At 54.6% G+C, this 20,347-nt stretch carries 20 protein-coding genes; 10 read left to right on the top strand and 10 right to left on the bottom strand.

Features of this window, described 5'->3' with window-relative positions:
- Nucleotides 1–138: 138 nt before the first annotated feature.
- Entirely contained in the window at nucleotides 139–879 is a 741-nt protein-coding gene (locus tag C8D90_RS09180; RefSeq protein ID WP_115458136.1) for a 4'-phosphopantetheinyl transferase family protein, read from the bottom strand.
- 234 nt (nucleotides 880–1,113) lie between these two features.
- Here C8D90_RS09180 and C8D90_RS09175 point away from each other — a divergent pair, with 234 nt between their 5' ends.
- Nucleotides 1,114–1,743 carry a TVP38/TMEM64 family protein gene (locus tag C8D90_RS09175; RefSeq protein WP_376744963.1) on the top strand — a complete coding sequence of 210 codons (630 nt, stop codon included), beginning with the start codon at nucleotides 1,114–1,116 and terminating at the stop codon, nucleotides 1,741–1,743.
- Between the two features lie 27 nt (nucleotides 1,744–1,770).
- Here C8D90_RS09175 and mnmE read toward each other — a convergent pair whose 3' ends face one another.
- The 5 genes from mnmE to rpmH all read right to left on the bottom strand — a co-directional run bounded on the left by mnmE (nucleotide 1,771) and on the right by rpmH (nucleotide 5,610).
- A complete protein-coding gene (mnmE, locus tag C8D90_RS09170; protein ID WP_115458134.1) occupies nucleotides 1,771–3,135 on the bottom strand; it encodes a tRNA uridine-5-carboxymethylaminomethyl(34) synthesis GTPase MnmE in 1,365 nt (454 codons plus the stop codon).
- A gap of 88 nt (nucleotides 3,136–3,223) precedes the next feature.
- Complete coding sequence (yidC, locus tag C8D90_RS09165) at nucleotides 3,224–4,855, bottom strand: membrane protein insertase YidC (protein ID WP_115458133.1); 1,632 nt, start codon at nucleotides 4,853–4,855, stop codon at nucleotides 3,224–3,226.
- Nucleotides 4,856–4,869: 14 nt separating this feature from the next.
- Complete coding sequence (gene yidD, locus C8D90_RS09160; RefSeq protein ID WP_115458132.1) at nucleotides 4,870–5,115, bottom strand: membrane protein insertion efficiency factor YidD; 246 nt, start codon at nucleotides 5,113–5,115, stop codon at nucleotides 4,870–4,872.
- A complete protein-coding gene (gene rnpA, locus C8D90_RS09155; protein WP_115458197.1) occupies nucleotides 5,079–5,438 on the bottom strand; it encodes a ribonuclease P protein component in 360 nt (119 codons plus the stop codon). The genes yidD and rnpA overlap by 37 nt, the downstream gene beginning before the upstream one ends.
- Before the next feature lie 31 nt (nucleotides 5,439–5,469).
- Entirely contained in the window at nucleotides 5,470–5,610 is a 141-nt protein-coding gene (rpmH, locus tag C8D90_RS09150; RefSeq protein WP_115458131.1) for a 50S ribosomal protein L34, read from the bottom strand.
- 736 nt (nucleotides 5,611–6,346) lie between these two features.
- Here rpmH and dnaA point away from each other — a divergent pair.
- The 5 genes from dnaA to yidA all read left to right on the top strand — a co-directional run bounded on the left by dnaA (nucleotide 6,347) and on the right by yidA (nucleotide 13,434).
- Nucleotides 6,347–7,741 (top strand): chromosomal replication initiator protein DnaA, encoded by a 1,395-nt coding sequence (gene dnaA / locus C8D90_RS09145; RefSeq protein WP_115458130.1) that lies wholly within the window; start codon nucleotides 6,347–6,349, stop codon nucleotides 7,739–7,741.
- A 4-nt stretch (nucleotides 7,742–7,745) separates the two neighbouring features.
- Nucleotides 7,746–8,846 carry a DNA polymerase III subunit beta gene (dnaN, locus tag C8D90_RS09140; protein WP_115458129.1) on the top strand — a complete coding sequence of 367 codons (1,101 nt, stop codon included), beginning with the start codon at nucleotides 7,746–7,748 and terminating at the stop codon, nucleotides 8,844–8,846.
- Between the two features lie 19 nt (nucleotides 8,847–8,865).
- Nucleotides 8,866–9,942: a DNA replication/repair protein RecF gene (gene recF, locus C8D90_RS09135; protein WP_115458128.1), complete on the top strand. Its 1,077-nt coding sequence runs from the start codon at nucleotides 8,866–8,868 to the stop codon at nucleotides 9,940–9,942.
- A 122-nt stretch (nucleotides 9,943–10,064) separates the two neighbouring features.
- Nucleotides 10,065–12,479 (top strand): DNA topoisomerase (ATP-hydrolyzing) subunit B, encoded by a 2,415-nt coding sequence (gene gyrB / locus C8D90_RS09130; protein WP_115458127.1) that lies wholly within the window; start codon nucleotides 10,065–10,067, stop codon nucleotides 12,477–12,479.
- 142 nt (nucleotides 12,480–12,621) lie between these two features.
- Entirely contained in the window at nucleotides 12,622–13,434 is an 813-nt protein-coding gene (gene yidA / locus C8D90_RS09125; RefSeq protein ID WP_115458126.1) for a sugar-phosphatase, read from the top strand.
- A 59-nt stretch (nucleotides 13,435–13,493) separates the two neighbouring features.
- On the opposite strand, the gene C8D90_RS09120 is transcribed toward yidA, so the two are convergent.
- The 4 genes from C8D90_RS09120 to C8D90_RS09105 form a co-directional block, all read right to left on the bottom strand.
- Nucleotides 13,494–14,150, bottom strand: a complete 657-nt coding sequence (locus C8D90_RS09120; protein ID WP_115458125.1) for a DUF799 domain-containing protein — start codon at nucleotides 14,148–14,150, stop codon at nucleotides 13,494–13,496.
- Nucleotides 14,147–14,509 (bottom strand): DUF4810 domain-containing protein, encoded by a 363-nt coding sequence (locus C8D90_RS09115; protein WP_115458124.1) that lies wholly within the window; start codon nucleotides 14,507–14,509, stop codon nucleotides 14,147–14,149. The genes C8D90_RS09120 and C8D90_RS09115 overlap by 4 nt, the downstream gene beginning before the upstream one ends.
- A gap of 113 nt (nucleotides 14,510–14,622) precedes the next feature.
- Nucleotides 14,623–15,294, bottom strand: coding sequence for a CsgG/HfaB family protein (locus C8D90_RS09110; RefSeq protein WP_115458123.1), 672 nt, complete (start codon nucleotides 15,292–15,294; stop codon nucleotides 14,623–14,625).
- 447 nt (nucleotides 15,295–15,741) lie between these two features.
- Nucleotides 15,742–16,701, bottom strand: coding sequence for a threonine/serine dehydratase (locus C8D90_RS09105; RefSeq protein WP_115458122.1), 960 nt, complete (start codon nucleotides 16,699–16,701; stop codon nucleotides 15,742–15,744).
- A gap of 284 nt (nucleotides 16,702–16,985) precedes the next feature.
- Here C8D90_RS09105 and C8D90_RS09100 point away from each other — a divergent pair, with 284 nt between their 5' ends.
- The 4 genes from C8D90_RS09100 to dgoD are packed head-to-tail and all read left to right on the top strand — an operon-like array spanning nucleotide 16,986 to nucleotide 20,329.
- Nucleotides 16,986–17,684 carry a FadR/GntR family transcriptional regulator gene (locus C8D90_RS09100; protein ID WP_115458121.1) on the top strand — a complete coding sequence of 233 codons (699 nt, stop codon included), beginning with the start codon at nucleotides 16,986–16,988 and terminating at the stop codon, nucleotides 17,682–17,684.
- On the top strand, nucleotides 17,681–18,583 hold the full coding sequence (locus tag C8D90_RS09095; protein ID WP_115458120.1) for a 2-dehydro-3-deoxygalactonokinase: 903 nt from the start codon (nucleotides 17,681–17,683) through the stop codon (nucleotides 18,581–18,583). The genes C8D90_RS09100 and C8D90_RS09095 overlap by 4 nt, the downstream gene beginning before the upstream one ends.
- On the top strand, nucleotides 18,567–19,184 hold the full coding sequence (locus C8D90_RS09090) for a 2-dehydro-3-deoxy-6-phosphogalactonate aldolase (protein ID WP_115458119.1): 618 nt from the start codon (nucleotides 18,567–18,569) through the stop codon (nucleotides 19,182–19,184). The genes C8D90_RS09095 and C8D90_RS09090 overlap by 17 nt, the downstream gene beginning before the upstream one ends.
- Nucleotides 19,181–20,329, top strand: a complete 1,149-nt coding sequence (dgoD, locus tag C8D90_RS09085) for a galactonate dehydratase (RefSeq protein WP_115458118.1) — start codon at nucleotides 19,181–19,183, stop codon at nucleotides 20,327–20,329. Before C8D90_RS09090 ends, dgoD begins: the two co-directional genes overlap by 4 nt.
- Nucleotides 20,330–20,347: the final 18 nt, after the last annotated feature.

The following is a 20,347-nucleotide window of genomic DNA, read 5'->3' as shown; positions in this document are numbered from 1 at the left end:
TCAATAACAGCAACCTGAATAGGTTTTTTACGTTATATAAACGTGGAAACTAAAAACTAGCCAGTCAATTATTTTGTATAAATGGAATTAAAGACTAAATTTAAACAGGCAATTAAAGGCAGGTATTGTTAACTAATTTTATATGTTTTCCTGATAATGGGATATTGAATTAGAAAAACGCAAACAAGAAGCTGAATGCTTCAGCTCGCGTTCCGTCTGTTTTTTGACGTTCTCCAGCGTGCCGGAATCACGCATTTTCCAAAAATGGATGTCCCCAAGCGCCGGGGACTGGCTGCAGGCCCATGCAATTCCTCCCGTAACGTGACAAATAGACTGAACGGACGGCGTTACCGACGAGCGGATTTTTCCACTGCTCGGCTGTAATTGCAGAGTATGAAACCCGTTTTTGCCCAGGCCGGAAATTTTTAGCACTGACTCACGTATCGTCCATAACTGTGCAATGGCTTCCGACGGATCATATTGCCCGCGAAGCCAGAGATGCTCGGCGGCCGTCAAAAACTGCAGTTGCAGCTGTGCATACTTACTGTTTTGATTTACCCGCACAAATTCGATATCAACACCAACCCGGCCGGTGTGACTCAGCATAATCGCCACCACATTACCGGCGTAGGAAACGTTAAAGTCCGGCAGTGCCGGATCGGCAAAACATGGGCGCCCGTTGGATGCGATAGCGATGGGCGGCAACCGCTCAAAACCATATAGCTGGTACATCATTTCCGCCAGCAGCAGGCGGCTTTGCAGGTAGCGCCGGCGGCGCGGCAAAGGGTGATTAAGCGCCGCCGAACGCAGATCGTCGGGCAGGCGATCCCGGTTTGCTTGAGGGGCGATGATGTTGCTCCAGGCCAAATGACTTTCCATAAACTCTCCCAGGTTTTACGGGGCAGGATTCTCGCCCGGTTTGTTCTCCGGCTTCTTTTGTTAGTACAGGCGTTTATTCAGGGTGATGTATTGATAGAATGGATATCTGCCGTTACGGCGGCTTATTGTGTAGACCACAGAAATATAATATTCGCGAATGTATTTCGGTAAAATTTTTATCCGCTTTGTGAGGTGGTATGCAAAAGAAGGATTAAGCGCGGTATTGTTTTTGTCTTGTTAATTGCAGGCGCATTTATCGTACATAATACGCCGCTGGCTACTATGTACAGCAACATCGACCAACTGCAATTATGGGTCACCCGGCATGGGTGGGCAGGCATTATCGGTTACATCGCGTTGTTTGTCGCCGCTTCGCTTTTTTTATTTCCGGGCAGCGTGCTGGTGATTGCCGGCGGCGTACTGTTTGGCGTTTGGCAGGGGACCCTGATATCACTCCTGGCGGCGACTCTGGCTTCTTCTCTCTCGTTTTTACTGGCACGCTACCTTGGCCGCGACTGGCTATTGGCCCGCTTCGGACATTCACCGCGCTTTCAAAAAATAGATACGGGAATATCTTTTTATGGCGTTGATTTTCTTATCTTTACCCGCCTGGTGCCGATGTTTCCGTACAACCTGCAAAATTATGTCTATGGGCTTACCGCCATTCCTTTCTGGCGCTATTGCTGGATTTCCGCCGTTACCATGTTGCCGGGAACATGGATGTACAGCTATATGGCGCACCAGTTGGCGGTACAGGGGATAACCTGGGATACGGGAGTGCGGTTGCTGGCGTGCGGTATGGGGATATTTGCCCTGACCTGGTGCGTCCGCCGGATTTATCAGAGAAAATTCGGCGGAGGATGATTTTGCTGGAATGTAAGTGTGTGCTTACTATTTTCCAATACAGAAGCTGGAGAAAATGCGCCCCAGTAAGTCGTCTGAGGTAAACTCCCCGGTGATTTCGCTCAGGGCCTGCTGTGCTAGGCGCAGCTCTTCAGCCAGTAATTCCCCAGCGTAAGCATTCACTAGCTGATCTTTGCCTTGTTCAAGGTGCATAGCCGCTGTTTCCAGGGCTTGCAGATGGCGGCGGCGTGCCAGGAAACCGCCTTCCATGTTGAGATCAAACCCCATGCTTTGCTTCAGGTGTTCGCGCAGTGTTTCTACGCCGGCACCGTTGCGGGCGGACAGTCTAATTAGTGAGTAATTACTTACATTTTCGATGCCGATAGGCTCCCCGGTCATGTCCGCTTTATTGCGGATCACCGTGACCGGCAGATTTTTGGGCAGGCGGGCCATAAACTCCGGCCAAATCCTGGACGGCTCCGTTGCGTCAGTGGTGGTGCCATCGACCATGAACAGAACGCGATCGGCCTGTTCGATCTCATTCCAGGCACGTTCGATGCCGATACGCTCTACTTCGTCACCGGCTTCGCGCAGCCCGGCGGTGTCGATAATATGCAGCGGCATACCGTCAATATGGATATGCTCGCGCAAAACGTCGCGCGTGGTGCCGGCGATATCGGTGACGATGGCCGCCTCGCGCCCGGCCAATGCGTTAAGCAGGCTGGATTTCCCGGCATTTGGCCGGCCGGCGATAACCACCTTCATCCCTTCGCGCAGCAGGCTGCCCTGACGGGCTTCCGCACGTACGCTCTGCAGATCGTCCATAACCTCATTGAGCTGAGCTTCAATTTTACCGTCGGACAGAAAATCAATCTCCTCATCCGGGAAGTCGATAGCGGCCTCCACGTAGATGCGCAGATGGGTCAGTGCTTCCACCAGGCGGTGAACCCGGGAGGAAAATGCGCCCTGCAATGAATTTACCGCAGAACGGGCGGCCTGTTCAGAGCTGGCGTCGATCAGGTCGGCGATAGCCTCGGCCTGTGCCAGGTCCAGCTTATCGTTCAGAAATGCGCGTTCGGAGAATTCACCGGGGCGGGCGATACGCAGGCCCGGAAGCTGCAGAATGCGCCTGAGCAGCAGGTCGAGAATGACCGGCCCGCCGTGCCCCTGCAATTCCAGCACGTCTTCGCCGGTGAATGAATTGGGGCCGGGGAAGTAGAGCGCAATGCCCTGATCCAGCGTGCTGCCATCGGCGTCACGAAAAGGCAGGTAATCGGCATAACGGGCTTTGGGCAGTTTGCCCAGCACGGCCTGCGCCACGCTGGCGGCCTGAGGTCCGGACACGCGCAAAATGCCGACGCCGCCGCGTCCCGGCGGGGTTGCCTGGGCGACGATGGTGTCTGAATGGCTCATGGTTGTCTCCTCCGGTGATGCAGGGCATGAAAGATTGCGATAAAAAAGGGCGGTCAGTTGACCGCCCTGATTACATCATAATTCCTGGTTACTTCTTCTTCTCGCGGCTGTGCAGACCACGTTTTTCCAGGCCGCGGTAGATCAGCTGCTGCTGGATAATGGTCACAAGGTTACTGACGATATAATACAGTACCAGGCCAGACGGGAACCACAGGAAGAACACCGTAAAGATAACCGGCATAAAGGTCATGATCTTCTGCTGCATCGGATCGGTGACCGCGGTCGGCGACATCTTCTGGATGATGAACATCGTAACGCCCATCAGCAACGGCAGGATGTAATACGGGTCCTGAGCGGACAAATCATGGATCCACAGGGCGAACGGCGCATGACGCAGCTCAACGGAACCCATCAGCATGTAATACAACGCCAGGAAGATGGGCATCTGAATCAGCAGCGGGAAGCAGCCGCCCAGCGGGTTTACCTTCTCCGCTTTGTACAGCGCCATCATTTCCTGACTCATGCGCTGCTTGTCATCACCGATACGCTCACGCATCGCCTGCAGTTTGGGTTGCAGCATACGCATCTTGGCCATCGAGGTGTACTGCGCTTTGGTCAGCGGGTACATGATGCCGCGCACGATGAAGGTGATGATGATGATGGAGAAGCCCCAGTTGCCGATAAAGCTGTGGATGAACTTCAGCAGTTTGAACAGCGGCTGGGAAATGAACCACAGCCAGCCGTAGTCAACGGTCAGGTCCAGGTGCGGAGCAACGGCGGCCATTTCGCTTTGCAGCTCAGGGCCGACCCACAGCGTGGCGTTCAGGTTCTGTTCCGTTCCCGGCGCAACGGTAACGGACGGCGATTTGAAGCCGACGGCCGCTAAGCCTTTGCCCAGGTCCGTGGTGTAAAATGTATTGGTGGCGTCAGCCTGCGGAATCCACGCGGTAGCGAAGTATTGTTGCAGCATCGCAACCCAGCCGCCTTTGGTTTCTACCTGCAGGGCTTTCTCTTCGATATCGCTGAAGCTGTACTTCTGGTATTTATCTTCGCTGGAAGAATAGGCGCCGCCGCGGTACGTATGCAGGGCAAAGTTGCTGCTGCCGGTATCACGGTGTTTCGGCAGGTTGACCGACTGTTTTAGCTGACCGAACAGCGTCAGCTCCAGCGGTTCCGCACCGTTGTTTTTCACCTGATAGTCCACCTTGATAGCGTAATCTTTACGCTTCAGGATGAACGTTTTGGTATATACCGCGCCATTTTTGTCGGTATAGGTCAGAGGGATGCGCAACTCATCCTGGCCGTCGGCCAACTGGTAACTGGCCTGGTCAGTGGTGTAAACCGGGCGCGCGCCGTTGGACGGATTATCCGGGCCGCTTTTGCCGGTCAGGCCGCTCTGTGCCTGATAAACAAATTCCGGCGTGCTTTCCAGCAGTTGGAACGGTTTGTCTGAACCCAGCTCAGCCGGATAAGCCAACAGGTTGGCCTGTTCAATATCACCCCCCTGGGTATTGATGGTTAAAGACAGCACATCTGTCTTAACCGTGATCAGTTTCCCCTGATCACTGTCGCCGGTACCCTGGCTGACGGTGCTGTTGATGGTCTGTTCACTGGTTGTCTGGGCGACCGGCTGCGGATTGTTGTCCGTCATCCAGGCCTGCCAGATCATGAAAGACACGAACAGCAGAGCTATGAGGAGAATATTGCGTTGCGAATCCATCTTAATGTTCTCTGTTATCGTCGATTTTTTGGCGGCACGGGGTCTTCACCACCCGGGTTTAAAGGGTGGCATTTTAATACGCGTTTCACCGTCAACCAACTGCCTTTTACCACTCCAAACCTGCGCAATGCCTCAATTCCGTACTGTGAGCACGTGGGCGTGAAGCGGCAATGAGGTCCCAGTAGCGGACTGATGAACACCTGATACGCGCGTATCAGCGCGATCAGGATACGTGAGCCTGGCGACAATGGCGACGCCATAATTTATCCAAAATCTCTGTCAGCGTCCGGTTATCAAGCTCCTGGACCCCTTTCTTGGCGATGATCACAAAATCCATGGCAGGCAGCGTGTGCTGATGTAAGCGAAAGCTTTCGCGGGTTAGGCGTTTAATCCGGTTACGTTCATGCGCGCGTTTGACATATTTTTTTGCGACGGTAAGACCGATACGGGGATGCCCCAACGTATTCATACGGCCGAGAATGGTAATTTGAGGAGTACCGGCTCGTTGCGGCTGCTGGAAGACGAAATTGAAGTGACTGGGAGTTAACAAACGTAACTCCCTGGGAAAACTCAGCTTAACCACCACGTCAATAACAACTGCGGGGTCAGCGGAATTAACCGGCAACGGTCAGACGAGCGCGGCCTTTTGCACGGCGGCGGGCAAGAACCTGACGGCCGTTTTTGGTTGCCATACGGGCGCGAAAACCGTGGCTACGGTTACGTTTCAGTACGGACGGTTGAAAAGTGCGTTTCATAGCGATTTCTACCTAAGCTTTAAATAATAACTGGCAAGTCAAACGCGTTTGGCTGCTCGGCAACGCCACAACTTCTCAGAGTCACAATCGCCGGCGCCTTAATCGCAGAGAGATCAAAGAGGCGGGATTGTAATAATTGTACAGTCCGGAGTCAATTGACATCGCAAAGCCATCCACCCAGATTCCACCTGCATGAATCCGTTGATACCACATCCCGGTCGACGAATCGCCGCGGGAGATGCCTTCAATAACGCATTTCTTTATTAAAGGAGGCACCCGCAAATCACGGAGGACAGCGCGTGGGTGGGAAATTATACGGACTCCCTCTCAAAGCGCAAGGATCTCGCGAAGATCCTGACCATTATTGGGGAAAAAATCAGGATCCAGGCGGTGCAGGTAATCTGAAAAAGCGCATTCTGCGATGCGCGGGGAGGCGTCAGGCGGGAGATCCGGCTAAAATATCTTGTCCGGATAAGCCTGTGGATAAAAAGGATCTAATCTGTGAGGTTAGGGAGGATCTTCTGTGCGGTTTGCGCTATGATCCGCCATCCCGGATATGATCCCGTCCCCGGGATCGTTGGGAGATACACCGTGGAAAAGCGGTGCGCATGGTGTGGCGGGAATGTGGGTAACCTGTTCATGCTTTACAGACGATCCCGATCGTCCGTGCGTATTTAAACATTCAAGCAGTAATCTTGCTCATTTCTTTGTTGATTTTGTTCAAGTGGAGTCCGCCGTGTCACTTTCGCTCTGGCAGCAATGTCTTGCCCGATTGCAGGATGAATTACCTGCCACAGAATTCAGTATGTGGATCCGCCCCCTGCAGGCGGAACTGAGTGACAACACCCTGGCGCTCTATGCCCCCAATCGTTTCGTGCTGGACTGGGTACGCGACAAGTACCTGAATAACATCAATGGATTGTTGAACGATTTTTGCGGCACTGACGCCCCTTTGCTGCGTTTCGAGGTCGGCAGTAAACCGGCCTCCGTGGCGCCTGCCGCCAGCCCGGCGATGAGCGCCGGCGCGCCGGCGGAAAGCGTCGGACGGCCCGTCGCTTCGTCGGTTCGTCCCAGTTGGGAAAGCTCGCCGGCGCAGCCCGAGCTTTCCTACCGTTCCAACGTGAACCCGAAACACACCTTCGATAACTTCGTCGAAGGTAAGTCAAACCAGCTGGCCCGCGCCGCGGCGCGCCAGGTGGCGGATAACCCCGGCGGCGCCTATAACCCGCTGTTTCTTTACGGTGGCACCGGCCTGGGTAAAACCCACCTGCTGCACGCGGTGGGGAACGGCATTATGGCGCGCAAGGCCAACGCCAAAGTGGTGTACATGCACTCTGAGCGTTTCGTGCAGGACATGGTTAAAGCGCTGCAAAACAACGCGATTGAAGAGTTTAAACGTTACTATCGCTCCGTGGATGCCCTGTTGATCGATGACATTCAGTTCTTTGCCAACAAAGAGCGATCGCAGGAAGAATTTTTCCATACGTTTAATGCGCTTCTGGAAGGAAACCAACAGATCATTCTGACGTCGGATCGTTACCCCAAAGAGATCAACGGGGTTGAGGATCGTCTGAAATCCCGCTTCGGCTGGGGGCTGACCGTGGCTATTGAGCCGCCGGAGCTGGAAACCCGCGTGGCGATCCTGATGAAAAAGGCGGATGAAAATGACATCCGTCTGCCGGGCGAAGTCGCGTTTTTCATCGCCAAGCGCCTGCGTTCCAACGTGCGTGAGCTGGAAGGCGCATTGAACCGCGTGATCGCCAACGCCAACTTTACCGGACGGGCGATTACCATCGACTTCGTGCGTGAAGCGCTGCGTGACCTGCTCGCGTTGCAGGAAAAACTGGTTACTATCGACAATATTCAGAAGACGGTGGCCGAATACTATAAAATCAAAGTGGCGGATTTGTTGTCCAAACGCCGCTCCCGTTCCGTAGCCCGTCCGCGCCAGATGGCGATGGCGTTGGCGAAGGAACTGACGAACCACAGCCTGCCGGAAATCGGTGATGCCTTCGGTGGTCGCGACCATACCACGGTGCTGCATGCCTGCCGTAAAATAGAGCAGCTTCGTGAGGAAAGTCACGATATCAAAGAAGATTTTTCCAATTTAATCAGGACATTATCATCGTAGCGCTATGAAATTTATCATCGAACGAGAACACTTATTAAAGCCGCTGCAACAGGTGAGCGGCCCGTTGGGCGGTCGTCCGACGCTGCCGATCCTGGGTAACCTGCTGTTGCAGGTGGAAGAGGGTTCCCTGCTGCTGACCGGTACCGATCTGGAAATGGAAATGGTTGCCCGCGTGCCGCTGTCCCAGCCGCACGAGTCCGGGGCGACGACGGTTCCGGCGCGGAAATTCCTTGATATCTGCCGTGGCCTGCCCGACGGAGCGGAAATTGCGGTAACGCTGGAAGGCGATCGCATTCTGGTGCGCTCCGGCCGCAGCCGTTTCTCGCTTTCCACGCTGCCAGCAGCTGATTTCCCCAATCTGGACGACTGGCAGAGCGAAGTTGAGTTCACTTTGCCGCAGGCGACCTTGAAAAAGCTGATTGAGGCCACACAATTCTCTATGGCCCATCAGGATGTGCGTTACTACCTCAACGGCATGCTGTTCGAAACCGAAGGGGAAGAACTGCGTACCGTATCGACCGACGGCCACCGCCTGGCGGTCTGCGCCATGCCGGTCGGGCAGAATCTGCCGAACCACTCGGTTATCGTGCCGCGTAAGGGCGTGATTGAGCTGGTGCGGTTGCTGGATGGCGGCGACACGCCGCTGCGTCTGCAAATCGGCGGCAACAATATCCGCGCCCATGTAGGCGATTTTATCTTTACTTCCAAGCTGGTTGACGGCCGTTTCCCTGACTATCGCCGCGTATTGCCGAAGAACCCCGACAAAACGCTGGAAGCCGGTTGCGATGAACTAAAGCAGGCTTTTGCCCGCGCGGCGATTCTCTCCAATGAGAAATTCCGCGGCGTGCGTCTGTTCGTCAGCCACAATCAGCTCAAAATTACGGCCAACAACCCGGAGCAGGAAGAGGCGGAAGAGATTCTGGACGTCAGCTACGGCGGCTCCGAGCTGGAAATCGGCTTCAACGTCAGCTACATGCTGGACGTGCTGAATGCGCTGAAATGCGAAACGGTGCGCGTGCTGCTGACGGACTCCGTCTCCAGCGTGCAGATCGAAGACGCCGCCAGCCAGAGCGCGGCCTACGTCGTTATGCCGATGCGTCTCTAGCGTCGTTGTTGCAGACCTTATGGCGTTAACGCGTTTACTGATCCGCGATTTCCGGAATATCGAATCGGCGGATCTTTCTCCCGTGGCGGGATTTAATTTCCTGGTCGGCGCCAACGGCAGCGGTAAAACCAGCGTGCTGGAAGCGATCTATACGCTCGGGCATGGCCGGGCTTTCCGCAGCCTGCAGGCCGGCAGGGTTATCCGTCACGACCAGAATGAATTCGTGCTGCACGGCCGGGTTGATACCGGTGCCGAGCGCGAGCTGTCCGTGGGGCTGAGCAAAGGGCGTGACGGCGACAGCCGGGTGCGTATTGACGGCAGCGACGGCCATAAAGTGGCTGAGCTGGCGCAAATGTTACCGATGCAGCTGATTACGCCGGAAGGTTTCACCCTGCTTAACGGCGGGCCGAAATACCGCCGTGCTTTTCTGGACTGGGGATGTTTTCACAGCGACCCTGGTTTCTTCGTTGCCTGGAGCAATCTTAAACGTCTGCTGAAACAGCGTAACGCCGCGTTGCGCCAGGTGAGCCGTTATGCGCAGTTGCGCCCCTGGGATCAGGAGCTGGTGCCGCTGGCGGAGCGAATCAGCGCATTGCGCGCGCAATACAGCGCGGCAATCGCAGAGGATATCCGTGCGACCTGCGCGCAATTCTTGCCGGAATTTGATTTATCGTTCTCTTTTCTGCGTGGCTGGGATAAAGAGAGCGATTACGGTGAATTGCTGGAACGTCAGTTTGAGCGCGACCGGGCGCTGACGTATACGGCATCCGGGCCGCATAAGGCGGATTTCCGCATTCGCGCCGAAGGCACGCCGGTGGAAGATCTGCTGTCGCGCGGGCAGCTTAAGCTGCTGATGTGCGCGCTGCGGCTGGCGCAGGGAGAGTATCTGACCCATCACAGCGGCCGCCGTTGTTTGTATTTAATTGACGACTTTGCCTCTGAGCTGGACGTTAACCGTCGTCGCCTGCTGGCCGATCGCCTCAAAGCGACGGGCGCACAGGTTTTTGTCAGCGCGGTCAGCGCAGAACAGGTTAACGATATGATTGACGAAAAGGGCAAGATGTTCCGGGTAGAACAGGGTAAAATAACCGTTTAACGGTCAGTTTATGGTTATTGGTGTATAACGACTGGTTTATGCCCTGATTTTTCAGTATTGCGGCCTTTGCGCCGCGATCGGAATTCTTGGGTTTACAGTTTTCAGACGAGTGAGAAAGGCTGATGTCAAACAATTACGACTCCTCAAGTATCAAGGTATTAAAAGGGCTGGACGCCGTGCGTAAACGCCCGGGCATGTACATCGGCGACACCGATGACGGCACCGGTCTGCACCATATGGTATTCGAGGTGGTGGACAATGCGATTGACGAAGCGCTTGCCGGTTACTGTAAAGAGATCGTGGTAACTATCCACAGCGATAACTCCGTCTCGGTACAGGATGATGGTCGTGGCATTCCGACCGGCATCCATCCGGAAGAGGGCGTTTCCGCCGCCGAAGTCATCATGACGGTGCTGCACGCAGGCGGTAAGTTCGACGACAACTCCTATAAAGTGTCCGGCGGTCTGCACGGTGTCGGGGTTTCCGTCGTTAACGCGCTTTCCACCAAGCTGGAGCTGATTATCCGCCGCGACGGCCACGTCCATGAGCAGGTTTACAACCACGGCGTGCCGCAGGCACCGCTGAAGATTGTCGGCGAAACTGACATGACCGGCACGAAGGTGCGTTTCTGGCCGAGCCTGGATACTTTTACCAACCATGTAGAATTCCAGTACGACATTCTGGCCAAGCGCCTGCGTGAGCTGTCGTTCCTGAACTCAGGCGTTTCTATCCGCCTGCGTGACAAGCGCGATGACCGTGAAGACCATTTCCACTATGAAGGCGGCATCAAGGCGTTTGTTGAGTACCTGAACAAAAATAAAACGCCGATCCACCCCAACGTGTTCTACTTCTCCACCATGAAAGATGATATCGGCGTGGAAGTGGCCCTGCAGTGGAACGACGGTTTCCAGGAAAACATTTACTGCTTTACCAACAACATTCCGCAGCGTGACGGCGGTACTCACCTGGCCGGTTTCCGTGCAGCGATGACCCGTACCCTGAACAGCTACATGGACAACGAAGGGTACAGCAAGAAAGCGAAAATCAGCGCCACCGGCGACGATGCGCGCGAAGGGTTGATTGCCGTGGTGTCGGTGAAGGTGCCGGACCCGAAATTCTCCTCGCAGACCAAAGATAAGCTGGTGTCTTCCGAAGTGAAGTCCGCGGTGGAATCGCTGATGAACGAACGCCTGGCGGAATACCTGCTGGAGAACCCGGGCGATGCGAAAATCGTCGTGGGTAAAATCATCGACGCGGCCCGCGCCCGTGAAGCCGCGCGTAAAGCGCGTGAAATGACGCGCCGCAAAGGTGCGCTGGATCTGGCTGGCCTGCCGGGCAAGCTGGCGGACTGTCAGGAACGCGACCCGGCCCACTCTGAACTGTACCTGGTGGAAGGGGACTCGGCGGGCGGCTCTGCCAAGCAGGGGCGTAACCGTAAGAATCAGGCGATTTTGCCGCTGAAGGGTAAAATCCTTAACGTGGAAAAAGCGCGCTTTGACAAAATGCTGTCCTCGCAGGAAGTCGCGACGCTGATCACCGCGCTGGGTTGCGGCATCGGCCGCGACGAGTACAGCCCGGACAAACTGCGTTACCACAGCATTATCATCATGACCGACGCCGACGTCGATGGTTCGCACATCCGTACCCTGCTGCTGACGTTCTTCTACCGTCAGATGCCGGAAATTATCGAGCGCGGCCACGTGTATATCGCTCAGCCGCCGCTGTATAAAGTGAAGAAGGGCAAGCAGGAGCAGTACATCAAAGATGATGAAGCGATGGATCAGTACCAAATCTCCATCGCGCTGGACGGCGCTACGCTGCATACCAACGCCCAGGCGCCCGCTCTGGCTGGCGAACCGCTGGAAAAACTGGTGGCCGAGCATAACCAGGTGCAGAAACTGATTAATCGTATGGAGCGCCGTTATCCCAAAGCGCTGCTGAATACCCTGATTTATCAGCCGACGCTGACCGAAGATAACCTGAGCGATCGCGAGCACGTTCAAACGTGGATTGATTCGCTGGTGGCGACCCTGAACGAAAAAGAGCAGCACGGCAGCGTTTACAGCGCCGTGGTCCGTGAAAACCGCGAGCGGCAGATGTTTGAACCTGTGCTGCGCATACGTACGCACGGCGTCGATACTGACTACGTGCTGGACTTCGACTTCGTTCACGGCGGCGAATATCGCCGCATCTGTGCGCTGGGTGAAAAACTGCGCGGCCTGATCGAAGATGATGCCTACATTGAGCGTGGTGAACGCCGTCAGCCGGTAGCCAGCTTTGAGCAGGCGCTTGACTGGCTGGTGAAAGAGTCACGTCGCGGCCTGGCTATTCAGCGTTATAAAGGTCTGGGTGAAATGAACCCGGAACAGCTGTGGGAAACGACTATGGACCCGGAAAGCCGTCGCATGCTGCGTGTGACCGTTAAGGATGCTGTGGCTGCCGACCAGCTGTTTACCACCCTGATGGGCGATGCGGTTGAGCCGCGCCGTGCCTTTATTGAGGAGAACGCCCTGAGGGCGGTGAACCTGGATTTCTGATCCGGATCGAAGAGTGTGAAAGGCGCCTGTACGGCGCCTTTCTTATTTATACATTCAGCCTGAGAATAGATGGTCGAGCGACGAGGTCTTGTTCTGGTATGCTCTGATCTATCGCTCACTTTTAGTCAGCCATGAGGACGACATGACCATACAGCTTATCGCAATCGATCTCGACGGAACCCTTCTCAACCCGGAACGCAAAATAACGCCGGCCGTTAAACAGGCCATCATGGCTGCCAGAGCGCGCGGTGTTCATATTGTTCTTGCCACCGGCCGGCCGTTTATCGGCGCGCAGGAGTATTTGCGTGAACTGGAGCTGGAGCAGGATGGTTGCTATTGCATCAGCAATAACGGCGGTCTGGTTCATTATGCGCATGACGGGGCGATTCTTTTTGAAACGCTGTTGAGTTATGAGGATTACCGCTTTTTCGAAGCGCTTTCCCACCAGATTGGCTCACATTTCCATGCGCTTGATCGCAACAAGCTCTATACCGCTAACCGTGACGTCAGTCCTTATACGGTACGTGAATCCTTCATCACCGGTATTCCGCTGCATTACTGCCCGGCGGAGGAAATGGATGCGGGCTTACGTTTTCCCAAGGTGATGATGATCGATCATCCGGAGATTCTGGACGCCGCCATCAGCCGTATTCCCGCCGATGTATTCGAGCGCTATACCCTGATGAAAAGCAGCGGTTTCTTCCTCGAAATTTTGCATAAAGACGCGGATAAAGGGAAAGGCGTGGCGAAACTGGCGGAGCATCTGGGCATCGGTCGTGAAAACGTCATGTGCATCGGCGATCACGGCAATGATTTGGCGATGATTCAGTATGCGGGGACGGGCGTAGCGATGGGTAACGCTGAACCGGCAATTAAAGAAGCCGCACAGTTTATTACTGCGACCAACCAGGAAGACGGCGTTGCGGTGGCGATTAATAAATTTGTTTTGGCATAACGGCAGAGCAGGAAAGCGCCCGGTCAGGCTGCGAGCTGACCGGGCATAAGTAAAGTTCTTTACTGCGCATCCTTCCCGTATTTCAGAGAACGTGGCCCGTATAAGATCCCGTTCGGCGTTCCGGCAGACAGCAGGCGAATGCTGGTCACTCCCGCAACGTCATGGCTCTTGTCGGTCATGGTGCTGCTGATCTGGTTCACCAGCGCAGAAAGCAACATGCCGAAAATTCCGTTGGAGTTGGAGTCGTCTTCCGTACTGGAAGCCGTTGCGCTGCCGCTCCACAGGACGCTGCCATTACGCAGATCAACCAGTTTTGCACTGGCGCTCACCCGGGTGTCGCTGGAGATGACCTGATAAGAGGTGCCGTATTGGCTCACCGTCAGATACAACACAGCGTCGGCGCCGAAGATTTGACGCAGTTTGGCGATGCTTACTGCGTGCATATCGTTAGGGCTGCTTACGCCGTTCTGTTTAAACGTTTCTTCGACAACCGCAACAGGGAAAACGTAATAACCGGCTTCGGCCAAAGGCAACGTCGCCTGAGATAAGAAACCGTGGCTGGCTTCGACTTCCGGTGAAGTATTTTGCGGCAGCAAAACAAGGATACTGCGCGGTTTGCTTTGCTTAAATGCTGAATAATCGTATTGGGTCGGTTTGGCGCAGCCGGTTAACAATAATGCTGCGACTAAACTTAACAGAGCAAAAATAGGTTTCATTTAAACTTCTCCTTATCTTTGCTGGTCAGGAAATCTATAAATCCGGCGGACTCAGGGAATGCCGTTTTTTCTGCGTTAAATTCAGCCATTGCCAGCTCCGGGCGGCCCGTATTGATATACAGCATGGCGAGATGCGCATGCAGCCCCGGCGGAACCAGCAGGTTTTTGGCGCGCGATTTTTCAATGCTTTCTTTTAGCGCCGTAATTTGCCGCTCAGTATCGGTGTCACCCACTTTATAATATTGATATACCGACTCTTGATAACTATCCCAGTTATACATGGGTTTGGGCGTATTAACGCACCCGCCCAACAGCGCTGCCGCAAGCAGCAAGCTGGCGTTTCGTAAAGATTTCACCATTGGTTATTATTCCCTTTATACCTGTCAATATTCAGGCGTATAGCTGTGTTTATACACCCCAGTCACCGGATTATCCGATGCCTGGGGTATTTGCTTACTACTTTCTTTTATAATTAATTAGCCGGGCGCCATGCGCCGTTTTCAATTCCGGATACCAGATTATTCACTGCTTCGCGAATAGCGAGATCCAATACTTTACCGTTCAGCGTTGAGTCATAGCTGGCCGTACCGCCGAACCCGATAATCTCACGGTTAGACAGCTCATATTCTCCTGCGCCCTGCGTGGAGAACACCACTTCTGAGGTTTGAACGTTAACCACGTTCAGGTTAACTTTGGCGTAGGCAATCTGGGATTTACCGCGCCCCAAAATGCCGAACAACTGACGATCGCCAACTTCTTTCCGGCCAAACTCGGTCACATCGCCGGTAATCACGTAGTTAGCCCCTTTGAGTTGCTGTGCCTGCCCTTTAATCCCTGACTCTGCTTTCAGTTCATCCATGTTGGTGCGGTCCAACACGTTAAAACGTCCGGTTTGCTGCAGGTGGGTCACCAGAATAGTTTTAGATTGATTACCAAGACGATCCAGGCCATCAGAAAAAACGCCGTTCATATAACTTGAGCGGTTATCGAATTTGCCGACGGAGATCGGGCTGCGGGGGCCCTGATATTGCGTACCGTATGAGGCGACTTTGGCAACGTCGAGAGAACGGGAAGACTCCGTTGCGCATCCGCCAAGCAGGGTAGTAATGATTAATGCTGAACCCAAGGTTAATTTTTTCATCATCAGAAGATATCCCTAATCTCAAGAGTGCACGTTAAACGTGCGTATTTAATCATTTATCACGGCACGCCGTAATAAGTGATATCGCGTTATCGTTATTATCTTAATTAATTGGAAGATAAATATTCATACACTATATCTTTTGATACATGTAACTAATCTAAAGAATAGTAATCTGATTTGAACTGCGCAGGCAAGAGAAGTCCGGTGATGAAAATGTCGGATAAGTGATTGTGTCATGAACAAACTATCTTCATATTATTGAAAACACCAAGCTTAAATTCTGGTTTTTAAGTAAATGTCAATATTTATAGTTGGTGTTTTATTGAAATACGGAATATAAAAAAATACTTATTTAGGAGGAAGCTTGGTTTATCTTCTTTATTTCACGACATTTAAATAGTATTTGGTAAGAAGACTCCCATCGCATTGATGGGAGTGATTAATTGATCAGCCCGAAACCGCCTTCAAATATTTTTCCAGCACAATATTCTTCCCGCACAGCACAACGGCTATTTTCTTTCCCTGATATTCCGGCGCCAGTTTCAGCGCCGAGGCCAGCGCAACGCCCGCCGCACCTTCAATCATCCAGCGGTCGGTGCGCGCCAGCACGCGCATGGCATTACGGATCTCTTCTTCGCTGACCAATACTTTCCGGTCAATCAGACGACGGCATAGTTCAAACGTCACAGCACCCGGCTCTACGCCGCCGGCGGTGCCGTCGGACAATGTTTCTTGCTCCGCCACCTCGAATATATATCCGGCCTCGAGATTGCTGTACATGCTGGTAGCGTTTTCCGGCCAGCAGGCAACAATTTGTGTACGCGGAGAAAGCTGCTTCAGGACGGTGGCGATGCCGGAAATCAGCCCGCCGCCGCCAACGGAAACGAACACGGCATCCAGATCGCCGCATTGCTCTGCCAGCTCCGCGCCGCAGGTGCCCTGACCGGCGATCACCTCCACATCGTTATAAGGCGAAATATACACTTTCCCCTCGCGCCGGGCGGCTTCACCGGCGGCCAGTTCGGCATTCAGCGCATCGCCGCCCACTAAAACCACCTCTCCGCCCAGTGCGCGGATGGTATCCAGCTTCACGGCGGCAGCGGATTCTGGGGCATAAATCGTTGCGCCGACGCCGGCTATTTTTGCCGCCAGCGCCACGCCCTGGCCGTGGTTGCCCGTTGAGGCCGTGATCACGCCCCGTTTACGCTGCTGTTCATCAAGCAAACGCAGCTTATTGCTGGCGCCGCGGAATTTGAATGAGCCGGTATGTTGCAGGTGTTCTCCCTTCAGGTAGACGTCACAGCCCGTGCGCGCGGAAAGCAGCACGCTGTAATCCAGCGGAGTCACCCGCACCTGAGGACGCAACGCCCGGTGAGCCTGCATGATGTTATCGAACAGCGTGTCCATTTTTCCTTACCTCGCCTCGGTATCGGTGAAAGCTGATTCTGGTGAACTTTGGCGGCAAATGAAATAGCCGGTTGCTTTTTGCTCCTCTTATTTCTCCGTAAAGAACATTGATTGTATGTTTTGTGATCCAAATTGTAGTACAGAATATAAAATTAGTACTACAATCCATGTGTGATAACGAATAGCGGATGCAGGGGTTGTACTTCATTAGTGCGGTTCTTTTCATCACTAACGGGGTAGAGTATGCGGATAACCATGACGTTGTGAGTAATAAGGATCCCGCTATGCAAAAACACACACTGAGCAAAACCGACTGGATTATCACGGAGATAGGGCAACAAATCGTCGGTGGAAAATACGTCCCCGGCGCGGCGCTGCCAGCGGAAAACGATTTGTGCGAAGAGTTTCAGACCTCGCGCAACATCATCCGGGAAGTGCTGCGTGCGTTGATGGCCAAGCGTCTGGTGGTGGTGAAACGTTATCGCGGGGCATTCGTCGCCGCGCGTAATCAGTGGAACTATCTGGATACCGACGTATTGCAGTGGGTGTTGGCGCATGATTACGACCCGCGCTTAATCAGCGCCCTGAGTGAGGTACGTAATCTGGTTGAGCCCGCCATTGCCCGCTGGGCGGCTGAACGGGCGACTTCCGGCGATCTGGCGGTGATTGAGGCGGCGCTGAACGACATGCATGCCGGTCATCAGGATTTTGACGCATTTAATGAGGCGGATATCCGTTTTCATGAGGCGGTACTGGCTTCGGTACATAACCCGGTGCTGCAACAACTCAACGTAGCGATCAGTTCGCTGCAACGTGCGGTATTTGAACGGACTTACATGCCGGATGAAGACAACATGCCGCGAACATTGCGCGAGCATCAGGCGCTGTATGACGCAATTCGTCATCAGGACGCGGATGCCGCGGAACATGCCGCGCTGGAGATGATTGCCAGTGCGACCAGGCGGCTAAAGGATGAGACATGAATGAAAGCTTTATTGCCATAGACTGGGGTTCGACAAATCTGCGCGCCTGGCTGTATCAACAAGGCCAATGTATTGATTCTCTTATCTCGGAGTCCGGCGTTACCCGCTTACAGGGCCGGACTCCGCAGCAATGCTTCTCCGATCTGATTTCTCCCTGGTTCAGCCGCTGCGGCACTGTGCCGGTCATTATGGCCGGCATGGTCGGCAGCAACGCCGGCTGGCAAAGCGTGCCTTATCTTCCCTGCCCGGTGGCACTGACCGCTATTCCCCACCACCTGACGCAGGTTGCGTCTCCGCTGCCCGGCGATGTGCGCATTATTCCCGGCCTGTCGGTTAACCGGGCGGATAACGCTAACGTTATGCGCGGCGAGGAAACCCAGCTTATCGGCGCGCAACGGCTGCATGCCGCTTCACTGTGCCTGATGCCGGGCACGCACAGCAAGTGGGTGCGCATGGAAGGCGACACAGTCATGGATTTTCGTACCGTTATCACCGGAGAACTGCACCATTTGTTGCTGAAACACGGCCTGATCGGCGTTGGTATCGGTGAGCAAAAGGCGGATGAAAACGCATTTCGACAGGGAATGGAAACCGGCTTCAATGACGCCGGCGTTGTGAGCCGTTTGTTTGAGGTCCGTGCGGCTCACCTGCTGGGGCAACGGGATAAAAGCAGCGTCAGCGAATGGCTGTCGGGCTTGCTGATCGGCAACGAAGTGGCGCAGATGCGCTATCAGTACCCGCTGAAATCCGGAGAAACGCTGGCGATCATCGGCGGCAGCGGCCTGGCTGAACGTTATTCACGGGCGCTGGCGTATGCGGGAATTAACGGCCATGTAATCGACGGCGACCTGGCTTTTCAAACCGGAATAAGGAGCATCGCGAATGCATTGGATTACTGAGTTACCCCTGATCGCCATCCTGCGCGGTATTCACCCGCATGAAGTTGAAGCGCATATCAACGCGCTGTTGCAGGAGGGTTTTGATGCGGTTGAAATTCCGCTGAATTCACCAGAGTGGGAAAAAAGCATTGATTTAGCGGTAAAAAAATTTGGCGATAAGGCGCTGATCGGTGCCGGTACGGTACTGAAGACCGGGCAGGTGGCGACGCTGCACGCCATGAACAGCAAGCTGGTGGTGACGCCGAATACCGATCCCCGAATCATCAGCGCCGCCGTGAACTGCGGTATGCAGGTGTGCTGCGGTTGCGCCACGGCCTCCGAGGCCTTTACGGCGCTGGAGGCCGGTGCGCAGGCGCTCAAGATATTCCCCTCGTCCGCTTTTGGCCCGGACTACGTGAAAGCGCTGAAAGCCGTGTTGCCGGCTGACGTTCCGTTGTTCGCCGTGGGCGGCATTACGCCGGAAAACCTGCATCAGTACCTGCGGGCCGGCTGTGTCGGCGCCGGATTGGGCGGCGATCTCTATCGTGCCGGTCAGGATGTCGCGCGGACCGCGCATCAGGCCAGAGCATTTGTTCAAGCTTATAAGGATGCTGTGAAATGAAAATTACCAAGCTAACGACTTATCGTTTGCCGCCGCGCTGGATGTTTTTGAAAATCGAAACCGATGAAGGCGTGGTTGGCTGGGGTGAGCCGGTGATCGAAGGGCGCGCGCGCAGCGTAGAGGCCGCGGTGCATGAACTGGGCGAATACCTTATCGGCCAGGACCCGGCGCGGATTAATGACATCTGGCAAACCCTGTATCGCGGCGGATTTTATCGCGGCGGCCCGATCCTGATGAGCGCGATCGCCGGTATCGATCAGGCGTTGTGGGACATCAAAGGCAAGGTGCTGGGCGTACCGGTGTATCAGCTGCTGGGCGGCCTGGTGCGCGATAAAATCAAGGCCTATAGCTGGGTGGGCGGCGATCGGCCCGCTGACGTGATCGACGGCATTCGCAACCTGATGGCGATTGGCTTCGATACCTTCAAGCTCAACGGCTGCGAAGAGATGGGCATCATCGACAATGCGCGCAAGGTAGACGCTGCCGTTGGCGTGGTGGCTGAAATCCGTGAGGCGCTCGGCAACCAGATCGAGTTCGGCCTTGATTTCCACGGCCGCGTTGATGCGCCGATGGCGAAAATCCTGATTAAAGAGCTGGAGCCTTACCGCCCGTTGTTCATTGAAGAACCGGTGCTGGCGGAACAGGCGGAATATTATCCGCGCCTGGCGGCACAAACCCATCTGCCGATTGCCGCCGGCGAGCGTATGTTCTCGCGCTTTGAGTTTAAACGCGTGCTGGCTGATGGCGGGCTGGCGATCGTTCAGCCGGACCTCTCCCACGCCGGTGGCCTGACGGAGTGCTTCAAGATCGCCGCCATGGCGGAGTCTTATGACGTGGCGCTGGCGCCGCACTGCCCGCTCGGCCCGATCGCCCTGGCTTCCTGCCTGCATCTGGATTTCGTGGCGCGCAACGCCGTGCTTCAGGAACAGAGCATGGGGATTCATTACAACAAGGGCGCGGAGTTACTGGACTTTGTGATCAATAAAGACGACTTCAGCATGTCTGACGGCCATTTCTATCCGCTGAATAAGCCGGGCCTGGGCGTGGAAATAAATGAAGAACTGGTGATTGAACGCAGTAAAAATGCGCCGGACTGGCGTAACCCGGTATGGCGTTATCCGGATGGCGCCGTTGCCGAATGGTAATACGATAAAAAATAACTA

It is taken from the genome of Enterobacillus tribolii (assembly GCF_003363015.1).
Lineage (GTDB): Bacteria > Pseudomonadota > Gammaproteobacteria > Enterobacterales > Enterobacteriaceae > Enterobacillus > Enterobacillus tribolii.
Note: the sequence above shows the minus strand (reverse complement) of the source record. Positions and strands in the feature narration are given on the sequence as shown.

Excerpts from the sequence above, each read along its gene's own strand:
- C8D90_RS09180 (WP_115458136.1), bottom strand. The coding sequence starts at position 879 with ATGGAAAGTCATTTGGCCTGGAGCAACATCATCGCCCCTCAAGCAAAC.
- mnmE (WP_115458134.1), bottom strand. The coding sequence starts at position 3,135 with ATGAGCCATTCAGACACCATCGTCGCCCAGGCAACCCCGCCGGGACGC.
- yidC (WP_115458133.1), bottom strand. The coding sequence starts at position 4,855 with ATGGATTCGCAACGCAATATTCTCCTCATAGCTCTGCTGTTCGTGTCT.
- yidD (WP_115458132.1), bottom strand. The coding sequence starts at position 5,115 with ATGGCGTCGCCATTGTCGCCAGGCTCACGTATCCTGATCGCGCTGATA.
- rpmH (WP_115458131.1), bottom strand. The coding sequence starts at position 5,610 with ATGAAACGCACTTTTCAACCGTCCGTACTGAAACGTAACCGTAGCCAC.
- dnaN (WP_115458129.1), top strand. The coding sequence starts at position 7,746 with ATGAAATTTATCATCGAACGAGAACACTTATTAAAGCCGCTGCAACAG.
- recF (WP_115458128.1), top strand. The coding sequence starts at position 8,866 with ATGGCGTTAACGCGTTTACTGATCCGCGATTTCCGGAATATCGAATCG.
- gyrB (WP_115458127.1), top strand. The coding sequence starts at position 10,065 with ATGTCAAACAATTACGACTCCTCAAGTATCAAGGTATTAAAAGGGCTG.
- yidA (WP_115458126.1), top strand. The coding sequence starts at position 12,622 with ATGACCATACAGCTTATCGCAATCGATCTCGACGGAACCCTTCTCAAC.
- C8D90_RS09120 (WP_115458125.1), bottom strand. The coding sequence starts at position 14,150 with ATGAAACCTATTTTTGCTCTGTTAAGTTTAGTCGCAGCATTATTGTTA.
- C8D90_RS09115 (WP_115458124.1), bottom strand. The coding sequence starts at position 14,509 with ATGGTGAAATCTTTACGAAACGCCAGCTTGCTGCTTGCGGCAGCGCTG.
- C8D90_RS09110 (WP_115458123.1), bottom strand. The coding sequence starts at position 15,294 with ATGATGAAAAAATTAACCTTGGGTTCAGCATTAATCATTACTACCCTG.
- C8D90_RS09105 (WP_115458122.1), bottom strand. The coding sequence starts at position 16,701 with ATGGACACGCTGTTCGATAACATCATGCAGGCTCACCGGGCGTTGCGT.
- C8D90_RS09100 (WP_115458121.1), top strand. The coding sequence starts at position 16,986 with ATGCAAAAACACACACTGAGCAAAACCGACTGGATTATCACGGAGATA.
- C8D90_RS09095 (WP_115458120.1), top strand. The coding sequence starts at position 17,681 with ATGAATGAAAGCTTTATTGCCATAGACTGGGGTTCGACAAATCTGCGC.
- C8D90_RS09090 (WP_115458119.1), top strand. The coding sequence starts at position 18,567 with ATGCATTGGATTACTGAGTTACCCCTGATCGCCATCCTGCGCGGTATT.
- dgoD (WP_115458118.1), top strand. The coding sequence starts at position 19,181 with ATGAAAATTACCAAGCTAACGACTTATCGTTTGCCGCCGCGCTGGATG.